Origin of the sequence: Streptomyces recifensis (assembly GCF_002154615.1) — a bacterium.
Lineage (GTDB): Bacteria > Actinomycetota > Actinomycetes > Streptomycetales > Streptomycetaceae > Streptomyces > Streptomyces griseoluteus.
Map to the genome: position 1 here is coordinate 1 of NZ_MUNH01000046.1, position 14,981 is coordinate 14,981.

A 14,981-nucleotide genomic window follows, 5' to 3' on the forward strand; every position below is an offset into this window, starting at 1 on the left:
CGCCCCGGCCACCAGCGCCGACGCCACCTGAAGCTCCAGGGCGTTGTCCCGGCGCTGGTGGCCGGGGCGGGTGCACAGCGGGTAGAAGGTGCCTCGCTTGTAGAGGTACACGAGCGCCAGCCGGCGGTCGTCGTCCTGGTCCGCCCGCTCGAAAGCGGCGAGCGAGCACAGCAGTTGGGGGCCGAAACCGTTGGCCTCCAGCGAGCTGTTCACCGCGTGGAGGTCGTTCACCAGCTCGGGGAGCTGCTCGGGGGAGCGGTGGGAGCTGAGCCAGGAGTACCCGTAGTCGTCCTGGGTCAGCTCCACCGGGGGCCCCTCTCGCCCGGCGTCGGCGTCCAGCAGCGCCCGTACCTCCCGGTGCGTCTGCTCGAACGCGGCGCCCTCCACCGTGGCGAAGCACACCGCGCCCGCGCCGGTCGGGGTGAACCCGGCCGCCGCCTGGAGGGTGATCGCCGCCGAGGGCAGCGCGAAGAGCTGATCGAGATCGGGCGTCACCGGCTTCGTACGCCCCAGCAGGATGTCCAGCAGACCCAATGGTCAGCCCGTCTTCTCAGGGGCGGCGGCCTCGCCCAGCTCCGCGGAGATCCGGCCCAGCTGGGCGAGCCGCTGCTCCAGGGGCGGGTGGGTGGAGAAGATCCGCTCGATGCCCGGCTCCTTGCCGGTCGCGGGGGTGAAGTAGAACGCGTTGAACGCCTGCGCGGTGCGCAGATCCTTGGTCGGGATACGGGCGATCTCGCCGGACACCTTCGTCAGCGCCGACGCCAGCGCCGAGGGGCGGCCGGTCAGATGCGCCGCCGCGCGGTCGGCGGCCAGCTCGCGGTACCGGGACAGCGCCCGGATCAGCAGGAAGCTGATCGCGTACACCGCCGCCGAGACCCCGATCACCGCGGCGAAGATCGCGGCGGTGTTCTGGTCGCGCCGGCCACCGCCGAAGAGCTGCGAGTAGAACATGAACCGGACGATCAGCCCGGCGATCACACCCAGGAACGACGCGATCGTGATCACGGCGACGTCCTTGTGCGCCACGTGCGACAGCTCGTGCGCCAGCACGCCCTCCAGCTCGGCAGGCTCCAGCCGCCGCAGCAGGCCGGTGGTCACACAGACCACCGCGTGATCGGGGTTCCGGCCGGTGGCGAACGCGTTCGGCATGTCCAGCTCGGACACGGCGATCACCGGCTTCGGCATGTCCGCGATCGCGCACAGCCGGTCCACCACCGCGTGCAGCTCGGGATACTGCTCCCGCTCCACCACATGCCCGCGCATCGCGAACATGGCGATCCTGTCGGAGAACCAGAACTGGGCCACGAACATCACGGCCACCAGCACCGCGACCAGGACCCACGACTTCAGCAGCACGATCAGGGCGGCGACGAACGCCACGTACAGCAGCCCCAGCAGAAACATGGTGACCGTCATCCGCACGGTCAGCCGGCGGTCGCTGCGAAATCGGCTCCGCATCGCGCATCACCCCACACTCGGCCTCTCCCCCGCAGATCCAGTGTGCACCCGGCGCCGCCCATGCCGGTGGCCGCCGGTGGCAAAGGCTTGCCCCGCTTCACCGGCCCACCGCCCCGGCCCGGTCGAGCAGCTCCACGACCTCCGGGCTCCACCCCAGGCGGGGCTCCCGGCGCACGAACCGCCGGACGGCATGGTCGGCCCATGTCCGCAGCCCTGCGTCCGCGTCACCGAGCAGCGGCACGGCCGCCCGGAGCCGTACGACATCACCGTGTGCGTCGAGCAGCCGCCACGCCGACACCCGCTCCCAGCGGGGCCGCCCGGGGTCGAGCCGGGACAGCAACCACTCCTCGGGCAGCGCGCGGGCCGACGGCCGCAGGGCGAGCGTGGCCTCGCCGACCACACCGGGCGCCGGATCGTCCAGCAGCGGCCGCAGCCGGCGTACGTCCGTCACGTCGAGCGTCCGCAACCCGGCCACCGCCCGCGCCCGTACGCCCGGCGCCGGGTGCGCCAGCAGCGCCCAGAGCAGGGGCGCGTCCGCCCGCTCACCGCACTCCGCGAGCCCGATCGCGGCGCCCGGTGGTACGTCCGGGTCCGCGCAGCGCGCCCGGTACCAGGGCAGCGGGTCGATGCCGTGCTGCCGTACGACGTACCGCGCGCAGGCCCGCACCAGGGCCGAGCGGTCGGCCAGGAACTCCACGGCCCGCTCCGGGCGCCCGAGCCGACGCAGCGCGGTCACCCCGGCCGACCTGGCCTGCGGATTCCGGCCGCCGAGCAGGATCTCCAGCACCTCCGCACGGGCGCCCTCAACCACCGCGGCCTCGGCGCACCGGCCCTGGATCACCGCGTCGTCGTCCTCGGCGGCGGCGCGGGCCAGCTCCACGGGGGAGAGGCTGCCCTCCTCGACGGCCATGCGGTACGCGAACCGGCGTACCGCGCGGTCGCCGCACACCAGCAGGGGGGCCAGCCGCTCGCGGGGTGCCTGGCGGAGTACGCCGTCGAGCAGGGCGAGGGCGTGGTCACCCCGGTACCGGTCGGCGACGCGGAGGATCATCGGGGCGAGGGTCACCGCCGTCCCGGCGTCGAGGACCTCGGCGAGCAGGTCGCGGGCGCGGCTTCGTACCGGCTCGACCCAGTCGGCACACCGTACGACGACCAGCGGGAACAGCTCCGGGTGCCCGACGGCCTCGGCCAGCGCCCGGTACCGGACCCGGCCGTCGCGGTGGCACAGGGCGCTGAGCGGCGTACGGCGCTCACCCTGCTGCTCCGGCCCCCAGTCGGCCCGCGCCCGCCAGTCCAGCTCCAGCCACTGAGCCGGGTCCCGGCCGTTAATAGGGCGACCTCATCTGCGCCCACCCCAGCAGCAGGATCACCGCCGCCACACATCCCAGCACCACCACCGTCGACACCCACGAGCTGCGGCGGGAGCCGCGGACCGGGGTCGGATCGGCGCGGAAGGGCAGCGGGGCCGGGGGATTGTCCTTCCAGCGGGCCGCGAGCATGCGGGCCCGGGCCGAGGGCTCCTTGTGTTCGGCGGAGTCGGCCCATCCGATGTCGAACTCCCGCTGCCAGTCGTCCTGCTCGGCCATGTCACGCAACCCTTCCCGGAGACGGGGTCCATGATCCCCCGAGAGTAGGAAGCGCGAGCGGCGGAAATGGTTGCACCGCTCCCGGCTCCGGATGCCGACCCCGGGGTGCTCACCTAGCATCGGGAGAGTGCCGCAGAGCGGGACGCGCTGCGGCGTCGTCCCGGCCGACCCGAGGCGGCCAGCCCACCGACCGCGCGGACTCCCACTCCGAGTGCGCGGCCATCCGAACCGTGCAGTGTCGCATTGCACGCGGGGTGGAAGGAAGGTACGTCCATGAATGCACACCGCGCCAAGCGCCTTGTCGCGGCATCCGCCGCCGGTCTCCTCCTGGCAGCAGGCGGAGCCATCGCCACCACCGGCACGGCCTCGGCCACCACGGCCCAGGTACCGACCAATCGCGGCTGCGGCTGGTGGGGCAACTGCGGCTACGGCTACGGTCCCGGCTACGGCTTCAACAACGGCTTCGGCCCCGGGTACGGCTACAACAACGGCGGCGTCGTGGTGATCGTCGTCCCCTGACGAGCACGACGCAGTGACCTCAGAGGGCCGCCACCCCGACCGGGGTGGCGGCCCTCCGCGTCACCCGGCGCCGCTCACCGGCATCCCCACCGTGATGCGGAGCCCGCCCGAGGGGCGCGGAGTGAGCGTCAGGGTGCCGTCGTGCGCGTGGGTGATGGTCTTCACGATCGCCAGGCCGAGCCCGGCCCCCGCGTGGTCGGTGTGCACACGCTCGGTACCGCGCCGGAACGGCTCGGTGAGCGTCGCGGCGAGCTCGGGGGAGAGGTGCTCACCGGTGTTCTCCACGGTGAGCGTCACGCCGTCGGGGAGGACGGCCGTCCGGACCCACACCCGGCCCCGGCGAGGCGCGTTGTGCACGATCGCATTGTGTACGAGGTTCATGACGAGCTGGAGCAGCAGCGCCTCCGAGCCCGCCGTGAGCGCGAACTCGCCCGAGGTCGCGAGGGTGATGCCGTGCTTCTCCGCGAGCGGCAGCAGCGTCTCCGTGGCCTCCTCCGCCAGCAGGGACAGGTCGACGTCCTCCCGCTCGAAGGACCCCTGCCCGGCCCGGCTGACCAGGAGCAGCGCCTCGGTGAGGTCGATCGCACGGGCGTTGACGGCGTGGAGGCGGTCGAGGAGTCCGACGGTGTCGCGGTCCGGGTCGGCGCGGGCCACCTCCAGCAGGGCCTTGGAGATCGCCAGCGGGGTGCGCAGCTCGTGCGAGGCGTTGGCCGCGAAGCGCCGCTGCTCGGCCACGTGCGCGTCGAGCCGGGCCAGCATCGTGTCGAAGGCGTCGGCCAGCTCGCGGAACTCGTCCCCGCGCCCCGGCAGCCGGATGCGGTGCGAGAGAGAACCGTTCGCGGCCTTGCGGGTCGCCTCCGTGACGCGGGTCAGCGGCGCCAGCATGCGGCCCGCCAGGAACCACCCGCCGGCCAGGCCGAAGGCCAGCAGGAACGCCAGTACCCCGGCCGCGCGGGGCGCGAAGACGCGGAGCAGGTTGGAGCGGACCGGGAAGACGTCGTACCTGACCGGCGTGCCCGAGGGCACGACGAGCGCCCGCTCGGGCACGTACCGCAGCAGGAACAGCCACACCGCGGCGAGCAGCAGGGCGCCCGCGAGCATGAGGAACCCGGCGTAGCTGAGGGTGAGCCGGAGGCGGACGCTCGGCCCCGGCGCCCTATCCACGCCCGCTCCCGGCGTCGATGCGGTACCCGACCCCCGGCACGGTGGCGATGAGCCAGGGCTCGCCGAGCCGTTTGCGCAGGGCGGAGACGGTGATGCGTACGGCGTTGGTGAACGGGTCGGCGTTCGCGTCCCACGCCCGCTCCAGGAGTTCCTCCGCACCGACCACCCCGCCCTCGGCGGCGACCAGCACCTCCAGCACCGCGAACTGCTTCCTGGTCAGCGCGACAGGGCGCCCGTCCCGCTGGACCTCCCTGCGGAAGGGGTCGAGCCGCAGCCCCGCGATCTCCCGTACGGGCGGCCGGTGATGAGCCCGTCTGCGGTCCAGCGCCCTCAGCCTGAGCACGAGTTCGCGCAGGTCGAAGGGTTTGGTGAGGTAGTCGTCCGCGCCGAGCCCGAAGCCGGACGCCTTGTCGTCCAGCCGGTCGGCGGCGGTGAGCATGAGGATCGGCATCCCGCTGCCGGAGGCGACGATCCGCCGCGCGACCTCGTCGCCGGAGGGACCGGGGATGTCCCGGTCGAGCACGGCGATGTCGTACGCGTTGATCCCCAGCAGTTCCAGCGCGGTGTCCCCGTCGCCCGCGATGTCCGCCGCGATCGCTTCCAGGCGCAGCCCGTCCCGGACGGCCTCCGCCAGATAGGGCTCGTCCTCGACGATCAGCACACGCATGCCGTCGAGGCTACGAGGTGCCGCGTATCGTCCGCGTATCGGAAACCGCATACGCCCCCGCAACATCACGCCGTCTTCGCTGGGCGCATGATGCGAAACGCGCTCCGCGCCTGTGCCCGCCCGGAGCCCTGGAAGCGCGGCCCGGTGCTCACGGCACTGGCGCTGCTGCTCGGCCTGGTCCTGCCGCTGCACGCGACGATCCCGGATCACGCGGGCCTGGGGAGCCTGGTGGAGAACGTCCTGCCGTGGCTCGGCGTGTTCATCCCGGTGCTCCTGGCCGTCGCGTGCCTGCGCCGCTCCCCGGCCGCCGTGACCGCGCTCCTGCTGCCGGCCGTGGTCTGGACGACCCTCTTCGGCGGCCTGCTCCACGACAAGTCCCGCCCGGGCGGCGGCCTCACCGTGGCCACCCACAACGTCGGCGCCGCCAACCCCGGCCCGACCGCCACCGCCCACACCCTGGCCGCCTCTGGCGCCGACCTCCTGGCCCTGGAGGAACTGACCCCGCGGGCAACCCCGTTGTACGGGAAGACACTGGCGCCGAAGTACCCCTACCACGGGGTCCTCGGCACCGTCGGCCTGTGGAGCAGGTTCCCCCTCTCGGCCACCCGTCCCATTGACATCATGAACTACGGCCCGCTGGCCGCCACCAAGCCGGCCGCGGCGAAGCTCCCCGAGAACCGGGCGCTGCACACCACGGTCACCACGCCGGACGGCCCCCTGGCGGTCTACGTGGCCCACCTCGGCTCCGTCCGCCTCATGCCCCGCACCGGCTTCTGGACCGCCAGCCGCGACATCGGCGCCGCCGCCCTGACCAAGGCCGTCACCGCCGACCCCACTCCCCGGGTCCTCCTCCTGGCCGACCTGAACGGCACCTGGGACGACCGCGCCTTCGACGGTCTCCGCGCCCGCCTGGACTCGGCCCAGCGAACCTCCGGCACCGGCTTCGGCTTCACCTGGCCGGCCGCCTTCCCGATGGCCCGCATCGACCAGATCCTGTACCGGGGGATGGAGGCCGACCGCTCCTGGACCCTCCCCGCGACAGGCAGCGACCACCTGCCGACCGCGGCGACCCTGACCTGGTGAAACAACACCGCCCCCGCCTCCACGAGGGAGACGGGGGCGGTGCCTGGTGTCACGCGGCGACGATCACACGTCGTAGAGGTGAAGGGCGGGGTCTCTGACCTGAGGCCACCTAATCGATCAACGCTGCGACCTGCGACTTGGCTGTCGGTAGTTGCCAGCGTTGGTCGTCATTGAGCACCCTTCGACGGCCCCAAGACGGCCCGGCTCACGGCGGTCATGGAGAGTTGGCTGCCCCCTCGCCTGGTTGAGGAGCATCGTCCTTGGGGGCCTCTCCCTGTGCTCTATCCAGAAGTGTCAGGTAGAGCTCAACGCGAGCTGATACGTCCGGAAGCTGGATTATCTCCTCGTCTATGCACCGGTGCAGCTCCCGACGTCGATCTTCGGTCCACCGGTCCTTGGTTCTGTTGTGGTGGTCGATTCGCCAGCTCCGCCATTCCTTGATCGCCGCGGGTAGCAGCGTTAGCACGGCCAGTGTGACGATGAGCCAGGGTGGAGCTCCGCTTACTGCTGCTGCGGCCGAACTGCCTGCGCTGAGCAGCGGAGAGGTGAGGGAAGAACCCATGATTGCTTCCTTTCGCACCTCGCGCTGCGGCGTGGCGCTGGCCGGCCGGAGAATCCGGGGACATGGACGAGCCCGGTGAATCCGGGCATGAAAAAGGCCCGAGCGATGTGCTCGGGCCTGAGTGGGTTGAGTCCGCACGATGTCTAGGGCTGTTTGGGCAGCAAAAGAGCCGCTCCGACAGTCCGGAACGGCTCAGCGGCATACACCGCGTAGAACGCGGCCAGCGTAGCCGAACATCTCGTCACGCTGGGTTCGTTTTAGATATTCGGCAGAGGCTTTCGCCCTCGTGGGGCCTCTGGCATGGGCGGAGTCGCCCCCATTGCGGTCACCTCGCCGGTCCACTCGTCGCGGTATGCCGTGGGGAGTTCGATGAGGTCGTACCTGACCTGGCCTCGCCCAGACCCGTAGGTCGTAATGCGACCCTCGTGCGCCCAACGGCGGAGAGTGCTAGCGGGGCGTCCCGTCCAGTAGGCGGCTGCTTCGGGATCTACGAGAACCATGCACCTGCCCCTAGTCAGCCGAAGCGCACATACGTCTCGGCATGCAGATAACACGACGGTGACAGATCTTATGTTCGCCCAGGTCCGAGCCGCAAGGACTTCGCGGCAATCCGGGGAATCGTTCAGCACGAGGCCGGCGGAACGACTTTGGCCGGAGCTGCTTCGGCGCGAGTGATCATGGCCTCTTAAGCTTCCGACGCGTCGGGCAGGACTTCGGCGAAGTTGCGTGATGTCCAATTTGTGATCATGTGGCCAGATGGCGGGGTGCCTCGGAGCGGCTAGCTTTCGGGTGATGCCGCGCGATCGAGCCAGGCCGCGCCGAGATCGGTCAGGCGCCATCGGGGGCCGGTCCCGCGCGGCTCGGTGTCATCTTCCTGAATCAGATGCTGATCTGCGAGATGGCGCAGGTCGACGAGGATGCCGGTGTCGATGTGGGCGCCACGCCTTCCGAGTTCCAGGTCGATCGATCGCGTGTCCCAGCGCCCGGCCCCATCGCGGACCACTTCCAGGTATGCACGGGTCGGGATGTTGTTCACCCGTGTCACCCTATGTCGCTGCGCTTGAGCGCGGCGAGGCGATTCCTACTCAGGTGAGTCCGAGTAGTCCGAGCGGGTGCTCGGGGTTGCGGGCGTTGTGGCGCAGGGCGGTGGCGATGTTGTTTACCCCGGCCGGCCTCAGGGCTCCTATGGCGAGGTTGCGGCAGGTGGCACCGGAGCCTTGGCGCGTCGGGCAATCTGTGGACCTGCCTGTTAAAGCACGACGTTGGGGCCATGATCTTCGAAGCTAGCGCCAAAGTGGCTGACTAAGAGGTCGTTTCTTATGGTCACTTTACGGTTCGTCGAAGGCAGTCATGGTGGCTACTGCCCCGGTGGTCGTAGGGGGCGTCTTTTGCGGGATACTTCTGTCGTGGAAGGGACGTTCCGACTCCTGCGCCAGACAAGTCGATGGGCTCGCTTTGCCGAGGTGACCGTCGAGGTGACTCCTTGCGACGCACCCGCTGTCATGCTCGGGGACGACCCGTTCGGCTGGCGGCGTGCTGTCTACGGCCCTGATGCATGGCCGTGCCCGTACGACGACGATCTACAGCGGGAGGCGGCAGAAGGCGCCTGGTACGCCCTGAAGCGGCTTGCTTCCCCGACGCCGTGGGTGCGGGTGATCGTCACGCAAATCATCGAGCGCACCGCAGATACAGGTCCCGGCGATGTGAAGTTCGCGGCGGCACATGCGGTCTGGCGTGCGATGGGGCAAGCGCCGACGGACCCTCCGCACATCGATCAGGACGGCATACCCGTCTTCCCGAGCTGAGACAGGCGACGGTGGACGATAAGGGTGGCGGCGATGCCGGCAAAGGCGAGAAAGTGCTCGGGCTTTCGTTCGTAGCGGCGATGCAGACGCCGGCAACCGGTCAGCCACGAGACCGTGCGCTCGACCACCCAGCGATGGCGGCCCAGGCGCTGAGAGCTCTCGATGCCCTTGCGAGCGATGCGGGGCGTGATGCCGCGGGAGCGGAGCCAAGTCCGCAGGCGGTCGTAGTCATAACCCTTGTCCGCATGCAGCCTGCCCGGGCGACGCCGGCGCGGGCCCCGTGGAGAGCGGATGGGAGGAATTCCCCTCACCAACGGCTCCAGATCCTGGCTGTCGTGCAGGTTCGCGGCCGAGATGCCGATCGAGATCGGCAGACCGTTTCGGTCTGTGACCAGGTGGATCTTGGACCCGTTCTTGCCACGGTCGGTCGGATTCGGTCCGGTCAGCGGCCCCCTTTTGCCGCCCGCAAGCTGACCGAGTCGATTGCACACCGCGACCAGTCGAGCTCTCCGCGAGACCCCAGCTCATCAAGAACAACACGATGTAGCCGGTCCCACACTCGGGCCTGGCTCCATTGAGCAAAGCGCCGGTAGACGGTCTGCCAGCACGGGCCGAACACCGGCGGGAGCTGCCGCCAAGTGCAGCCCGAGGTCGCCACAAACACGATCGCGGCGAGCACCTCACGGTCCCCAGCCCGGCGCCGACCACCACCTTGCGGACGTGTCACTTCGGTAGGCGGTACTACCCGCCGAAACAGTTCCCACAGCTCATCGGGCACCAGACGCTCTACAAGACTCACCACGACCGGTCAACGAAACCACCTGCCATAAGAAACGACCTCTAAATCGTGGAGCCGACCGCCCCAGCCACGGGGTGTTCTAACCTCATGCCGTCGGCCTACCCCTACCAGGGCGTGCGTCGGCGCAGCCTACGCGGAGCGGAGCCGGGAAGCGCGCCCGGCGAAATGGCCGCCTGGACCGGCGCTGCCCGGCATTATGCGTCTGTGGAGATCGCCAAACTGGTTCTGGACTACATCAAAGTGGCCATCTGGCCGAGCGTTGCCCTATTTGTCCTGTTGAAGTATAGGGTCAGCATATCTGGCCTCATAGCGCGCACTCGGTCCCTCTCGACACCCGCTGGGAGCCTTGAGTTTGCTGAGGAAGTAAGAGCCCTGCGGGAATCGGTGGAGGCGCAAGAAGGGCAACCTGGCGAAGCCGGGGCCACACCTCAATCACGGGCCGACCGTTCTGTCTTCGACACCTTCCGCGAAATCGCGCTTGTCGCTCCTGAAGCCGCAGTCATGGGAGCTTGGCTGCACGTCGACCGCACTCTCCTTGCTGCCGTGGATCAGCTCTACGCGGACCAGGGGGGCTGGCGCTCTCTGATGAGCAATGTTCGAGTGAGCTATCGCCCGCCCTTCCCTATTGAACTTGCGCGCGCACTGGAACAGAAGGGGTGGGGGAGTGAGTGGGTAAGGCTCGTAGATGATCTGAGGCGAGTACGCAATGACGCTGCTCACCAAACTGCGATCTCCCCCATTACCGCGCGGGAGTTCGTGGAAAGCTGCGAAGCGATGGTTCTCGCGATTGACAGGTTCGTCGGCACCGACTGAGCTTCGTGCAGGAGCTGTCCACGGGGTGGCTGAGCGGTGGCAATGGTGCCCTCCTTCTCCGCAGCTTGACGCGCCGTGAATGGCTCCGGACGGGGTGAACAAGTGACTATGCTCCTGAGCGACCTAGCGGGCTCGTCGTCCATGCAGGGCTGGCAGGCGCCGGAGCAGTCGTCGTTGGTCATCGTTGGTCACCCTGGGCCGCCCTTTGAACGGACCACAGGCGGCCCGGTCCAGACGCAGAGGCGTAGCGTCCGTCAGCTCTCCACCTTTGAGTGCCTCACAGCCTTCTTCACCGCCTGCTCAACTTCAAACCGCGACATGCCCACGTCATCGTGGGTCGCGTATTCGGTGACCGCCGCATGGAAGTCCTCGGCTGCCCTGCGCCACACCTTCCATTGCGCCTCGTACGCTTCGCCGTCGAGGCCGGCGAGCTTGGCCCGCTGCACCATTGCCCATCGTTCCAAGTGGATTAGTTCATCAGGGATGTCGGGCACAGCCTGTGACCGGTAAGTTCGCTGCTGCGGAAGGACGGGGGCATGGTCTTTGGCCGCGGTCCGGCGCGAGTGCCCATCAGCCTGCTGCTCCGACTGGCGCCGACGTCCGACCCCGGTGCCGCCTGAGCGGCTGCCTTCACCAAAGTGGTCCACCCAGATCTGGTAGTCCTGAGGCGTAGCCCAGAAGCCGAGACGGTCCAGCGGCCACACGGGCAACACCAGTCCTGCAGGAGCCTGGCGGATGAAGTCGTCCAAAGTGATGGCGCTGGGCTGCGAGTCGACGTGGGTGGCGCCGCAGCCGGCATAGCGGCCAAGGGGGCACCGATGGCCCTCGCGGCTACTGCAGTCCCAAACGAGAACCTTTCGGTAGCCACCGAGGATGCGGACTTCGTATCTTGGATTTTCGATCTGGGGTAGACGGGCCTGGTTGGAGCGAAGCATGGCGACGCGGGCGCCGTCAGCGATGACGGAGCTATCCGTGTGCCACGCAACCGCATCCCGCTTGGCGGCGAGAGCCCGGCGCGTCCGTTCCCCTGCCCTATAGCCGGGCTTGAACGGCGAGTGCTGCATCTCGTAGGAGAGGCGGCGAACACCTATGAGAAGCACATCCGAACGCGTACGGCCATCGTCGGCACGGGACTCACGCTGGGCTTGGAACCCTTCAGCCACGCCAACGCGTTCGACGCGGTCGCAGTACGCCTTGTGTTCGTCGCTTACCAATGCCTGGTAGGGGTGGTCGGCGCTCTCCCCGGGCTGATGGGATATCACCCGTCCACCGCCGTTGCGGTAGTAGGTTTTCATCCAGTGGGTGACGTGGTCCTCATCCCAGCACCAGGCGCACTTCACGAGCTGACGGCGGACAGAGTCGCGGTTGTCGGCAACGAGCCCCGCCCAGGCAATCTCGCTGAGCTTAGAAGCGTCGACTTTGCCCCGTCCGTCGGTGAGATAGATCAGGTTGTTGTGCACGTCAGATCTGCTCCTCTGTTACGGGGAACGTCTGCGCCTCCCAACTCGTGGTTGGCGTTCGCCGTCTATGGTGCGGTACGACACTGACAATCGGACCCGGCGTGAAGCAGGCTCGCCCTCGCCCTCGGCTTTCGCCAGCCATGTCAAGCTTCCTCAGGCGCGCGGACGTGGCCGCAGGGCGGTGGGGCACGCATCGCGATTGAGTACATCCACAGCGACCTGCCTGTCCGGCAGGCCGCTGTTTAGTTGCCCGCTGTGATGCGCCGAGTCACTTGATCAAGTTGGTCGGTCCACGGATGGTGTTCGCCCCGCCCAAGAGCGGCAAACTACGGGACGTGCCGCTGCCGGACGTCATGTCGGATGCGCTCGCCACGTACATCACCCGCCGACCCCCCTATCGACGTCACTCTGCCCTGGAGGACCCCGGACGGCCCGCCGGTTTCAGCGAAGCTGCTGTTCTACTCGCGAGTGCGGAAGGCGCTGAACAGGAACTACTTCAACATGTACCTGTGGAAGCCCGCGCTGATCGCTGCGGGTGTTATTTCGGAACGGGCGCCGGGGGAGCGGTTCCAGTAGTCGCGTGAGCACGGCGTGCACGCCTTACGGCACTACTACGCCTCGGTGTTGCTGGACTCGGGGGAGAACATCAAAGGCCCTGGCCGAGTACCTCGGTCACTCTGATCCGGGATTCACGCTCCGGACGTACACGCACCTCATGCCGAACAGCCAGGACCGTGCCCGCCGGGCCATCGATGCTGCGTTGAGCGCACCGGATGCTGACACCGCCCCCGGCGGAGCCGAGACGCCGATCTGAGCGACAACCCGGCCGTGCCCCTGGCCATCGTTCGCGGTGCCGGCCCCGAAACAGGCCGTCGGCCGTGCCCTTCCGGCGAGGAAGGACACGGCCGACGGCCCACAGACGGCCCAGGGGAGCGGAAACCCGCTCTGACCTGGGGCGATATCACACGTCGTAGTACAGCTCGAACTCGTGCGGGTGCGGGCGGAGCTGCAGCGGGGCGATCTCGTTGGTCCGCTTGTAGTCGATCCACGTCTCGATCAGGTCCGGGGTGAAGACGTCGCCCTGGAGGAGGAAGTCGTGGTCGGCCTCGAGGCGGTCGAGGACGGCCGGGAGGGAGGTGGGGACCTGGGCGACGCCCGCGTGCTCCTCGGGGGCCAGCTCGTAGAGGTCCTTGTCGATCGGCTCGGCCGGCTCGATCTTGTTCTTGATGCCGTCCAGGCCCGCCAGGAGCAGCGCGGAGAAGGCGAGGTACGGGTTGCCCGAGGAGTCCGGCGCGCGGAACTCGACGCGCTTGGCCTTCGGGTTGGAGCCCGTGATCGGGATACGCATCGCCGCGGAGCGGTTGCGCTGCGAGTACACCAGGTTGATCGGCGCCTCGAAGCCCGGCACCAGGCGGTGGTACGAGTTCACCGTCGGGTTGGTGAAGGCCAGCAGCGACGGCGCGTGCTTGAGGATGCCGCCGATGTAGTAGCGCGCCATGTCCGACAGACCCGCGTAACCGGCCTCGTCGTAGAAGAGCGGGGCGCCGCCCGACCACAGCGACTGGTGGACGTGCATGCCCGAGCCGTTGTCGCCGAAGATCGGCTTCGGCATGAAGGTCGCGGTCTTGCCGTTGCGCCAGGCCACGTTCTTCACGATGTACTTGAAGAGCTGGAGGTCGTCCGCGGCGGCGAGCAGCGTGTTGAACTTGTAGTTGATCTCGGCCTGGCCGGCCGTGCCCACCTCGTGGTGCTGGCGCTCGACCTTGAGGCCGGCCTTGTCCAGCTCCAGGGAGATCTCGGCACGCAGGTCGGCGAAGTGGTCGACCGGCGGGACCGGGAAGTAGCCGCCCTTGTAGCGGACCTTGTAACCCCGGTTGTCCTCGAGCGCGCCGGTGTTCCAGGCACCCGCCTCGGAGTCGATGTGGTAGAACGCCTCGTTCTCGGCGGTCTTGAAGCGCACGCTGTCGAACACGTAGAACTCGGCCTCGGGGCCGAAGAACGCGGTGTCGGCGATGCCGGTGGACGCGAGGTACGCCTCCGCCTTCTTCGCCACGTTGCGCGGGTCACGGGAGTACTGCTCGCCCGTGATCGGGTCGTGGATGAAGAAGTTGATGTTCAGCGTCTTGTCGCGGCGGAAGGGGTCCACCCGGGACGTCGACAGGTCCGCGCGCAGCGCCATGTCGGACTCGTGGATGGCCTGGAAGCCGCGGATCGACGATCCGTCGAACGCCAGCTCCTCGTCCGGGTCGAACGCCTCGACGGGCACGGTGAAGTGCTGCATGACGCCCGGCAGGTCGCAGAACCTGACGTCGACGAACTTGACGTCCTCGTCCGCGATGAACTTCTTGGCCTCGTCGGCGTTCTGGAACATCCAGCTCCTCCTACTCCCGACCGTTCCCGCCGGGGTGGTAGATCGTCTCGTGCGGCCAGTGCGGTGGCACACGCTGGTCCCGACCCTAGGGACGGGTGATTTCTCGGGCGTGACTCGTTTGTTTCGCAGAAGTTAACCAGCCACTCCTCCACCGTAGCCCCGACCCACCCCTGCGCGTACTGCCCGAAAGCGGGCGCAGTACCGTGGTCGGGTGGACAACAGGGAAGTGATGGGGTCGTGGCTCTCCGGGCCCAGGGCGGCCATGGAAGAAGCGGGCGCCGACTTCGGGTACCGGGGCGAGCAGCTCGGCCTGCCGGAGACCGGACCGAACTCGATCGCCCGTCCGGGTCGCCGGCTCGGCGCGCTCGCCGTGGACTGGGGGCTGTGCGTGCTGATCGCATACGGCCTGATCACCCACGGCAACTCCCCGGCCACCAGCAACTGGGCCCTGCTCGTCTTCTTCGCGATGAGTGTGCTCACCGTGGGCACCCTGGGTTCCACGCCGGGCAAGCGCCTCTTCGGGCTGCGCGTGGTCGCCCTGGAGACCGGCACCGTCAACCCGCTGCGCGCCCTGCTGCGCACCTTCCTGCTCTGCCTGGCCGTCCCCGCGCTGGTCTGGGACCGCGACGGCCGCGGCCTGCACGACCGGCTCGCCCGGACGGTCGAGGTCAGGATCTAGGGGATGTCTCGCCGA

The 14,981-nt window shown here is 68.8% G+C and carries 15 protein-coding genes; 5 read left to right on the forward strand and 10 right to left on the reverse strand.

What is annotated here, in order from left to right; translation table 11 throughout:
- The 4 genes from pspAB to CCN33_RS02985 all read right to left on the reverse strand — a co-directional run.
- Window positions 1-534 (reverse strand): PspA-associated protein PspAB (gene pspAB, locus CCN33_RS02970; RefSeq protein ID WP_107483888.1); only part of this gene is annotated, 534 nt, incomplete at its 3' end.
- A 3-nt stretch (window positions 535-537) separates the two neighbouring features.
- Window positions 538-1,458 carry a zinc metalloprotease HtpX gene (gene htpX, locus CCN33_RS02975; RefSeq protein ID WP_086690769.1) on the reverse strand — a complete coding sequence of 307 codons (921 nt, stop codon included), beginning with the start codon at window positions 1,456-1,458 and terminating at the stop codon, window positions 538-540.
- 97 nt (window positions 1,459-1,555) lie between these two features.
- Window positions 1,556-2,509, reverse strand: coding sequence for a hypothetical protein (locus CCN33_RS02980; RefSeq protein ID WP_341866560.1), 954 nt, complete (start codon window positions 2,507-2,509; stop codon window positions 1,556-1,558).
- Between the two features lie 274 nt (window positions 2,510-2,783).
- Window positions 2,784-3,044, reverse strand: a complete 261-nt coding sequence (locus CCN33_RS02985; protein WP_086690773.1) for an SCO2583/SCO2584 N-terminal domain-containing protein — start codon at window positions 3,042-3,044, stop codon at window positions 2,784-2,786.
- Window positions 3,045-3,317: 273 nt separating this feature from the next.
- Between CCN33_RS02985 and CCN33_RS02990 the strand changes: the two genes are divergently transcribed.
- On the forward strand, window positions 3,318-3,563 hold the full coding sequence (locus CCN33_RS02990; protein WP_086690776.1) for a hypothetical protein: 246 nt from the start codon (window positions 3,318-3,320) through the stop codon (window positions 3,561-3,563).
- 60 nt (window positions 3,564-3,623) lie between these two features.
- On the opposite strand, the gene CCN33_RS02995 is transcribed toward CCN33_RS02990, so the two are convergent.
- Both CCN33_RS02995 and CCN33_RS03000 read right to left on the reverse strand, forming a co-directional pair.
- Window positions 3,624-4,727: a sensor histidine kinase gene (locus CCN33_RS02995; RefSeq protein WP_086690778.1), complete on the reverse strand. Its 1,104-nt coding sequence runs from the start codon at window positions 4,725-4,727 to the stop codon at window positions 3,624-3,626.
- The gene (locus CCN33_RS03000) at window positions 4,720-5,394 is read right to left on the reverse strand and encodes a response regulator transcription factor (RefSeq protein WP_086690781.1); all 675 of its coding nucleotides are present in this window, start codon (window positions 5,392-5,394) and stop codon (window positions 4,720-4,722) included. Before CCN33_RS03000 ends, CCN33_RS02995 begins: the two co-directional genes overlap by 8 nt.
- A gap of 90 nt (window positions 5,395-5,484) precedes the next feature.
- Here CCN33_RS03000 and CCN33_RS03005 point away from each other — a divergent pair, with 90 nt between their 5' ends.
- Entirely contained in the window at window positions 5,485-6,477 is a 993-nt protein-coding gene (locus CCN33_RS03005; RefSeq protein ID WP_086690791.1) for an endonuclease/exonuclease/phosphatase family protein, read from the forward strand.
- A 1,340-nt stretch (window positions 6,478-7,817) separates the two neighbouring features.
- On the opposite strand, the gene CCN33_RS31460 is transcribed toward CCN33_RS03005, so the two are convergent.
- Window positions 7,818-8,075 carry a hypothetical protein gene (locus tag CCN33_RS31460; protein WP_140394454.1) on the reverse strand — a complete coding sequence of 86 codons (258 nt, stop codon included), beginning with the start codon at window positions 8,073-8,075 and terminating at the stop codon, window positions 7,818-7,820.
- 370 nt (window positions 8,076-8,445) lie between these two features.
- On the opposite strand from CCN33_RS31460, the gene CCN33_RS31465 reads away from it, so the two are divergent.
- Entirely contained in the window at window positions 8,446-8,844 is a 399-nt protein-coding gene (locus tag CCN33_RS31465) for a hypothetical protein (RefSeq protein ID WP_140394455.1), read from the forward strand.
- Here the strand turns inward: CCN33_RS31465 and CCN33_RS03020 are convergent.
- Window positions 8,814-9,646, reverse strand: a protein-coding gene (locus CCN33_RS03020; RefSeq protein ID WP_244173589.1) for an IS5 family transposase whose coding sequence is annotated in 2 segments (ribosomal slippage) — window positions 8,814-9,296 and window positions 9,299-9,646 — 831 coding nt in all. Because the reading frame shifts where the segments join, the coding sequence is not laid out codon by codon here. The two genes, CCN33_RS31465 and CCN33_RS03020, sit on opposite strands and share 31 nt — an antisense overlap.
- 201 nt (window positions 9,647-9,847) lie before the next feature.
- Between CCN33_RS03020 and CCN33_RS03025 the strand changes: the two genes are divergently transcribed.
- Window positions 9,848-10,456, forward strand: a complete 609-nt coding sequence (locus CCN33_RS03025) for a hypothetical protein (protein WP_140394456.1) — start codon at window positions 9,848-9,850, stop codon at window positions 10,454-10,456.
- A 254-nt stretch (window positions 10,457-10,710) separates the two neighbouring features.
- Here CCN33_RS03025 and CCN33_RS32680 read toward each other — a convergent pair whose 3' ends face one another.
- Both CCN33_RS32680 and glnA read right to left on the reverse strand, forming a co-directional pair.
- The gene (locus tag CCN33_RS32680) at window positions 10,711-11,916 is read right to left on the reverse strand and encodes a hypothetical protein (protein WP_244173591.1); all 1,206 of its coding nucleotides are present in this window, start codon (window positions 11,914-11,916) and stop codon (window positions 10,711-10,713) included.
- A gap of 961 nt (window positions 11,917-12,877) precedes the next feature.
- A complete protein-coding gene (glnA, locus tag CCN33_RS03040; RefSeq protein WP_030807690.1) occupies window positions 12,878-14,287 on the reverse strand; it encodes a type I glutamate--ammonia ligase in 1,410 nt (469 codons plus the stop codon).
- A 211-nt stretch (window positions 14,288-14,498) separates the two neighbouring features.
- On the opposite strand from glnA, the gene CCN33_RS03045 reads away from it, so the two are divergent.
- Window positions 14,499-14,966: an RDD family protein gene (locus CCN33_RS03045; RefSeq protein WP_086690789.1), complete on the forward strand. Its 468-nt coding sequence runs from the start codon at window positions 14,499-14,501 to the stop codon at window positions 14,964-14,966.
- Window positions 14,967-14,981 lie beyond the last annotated feature (15 nt).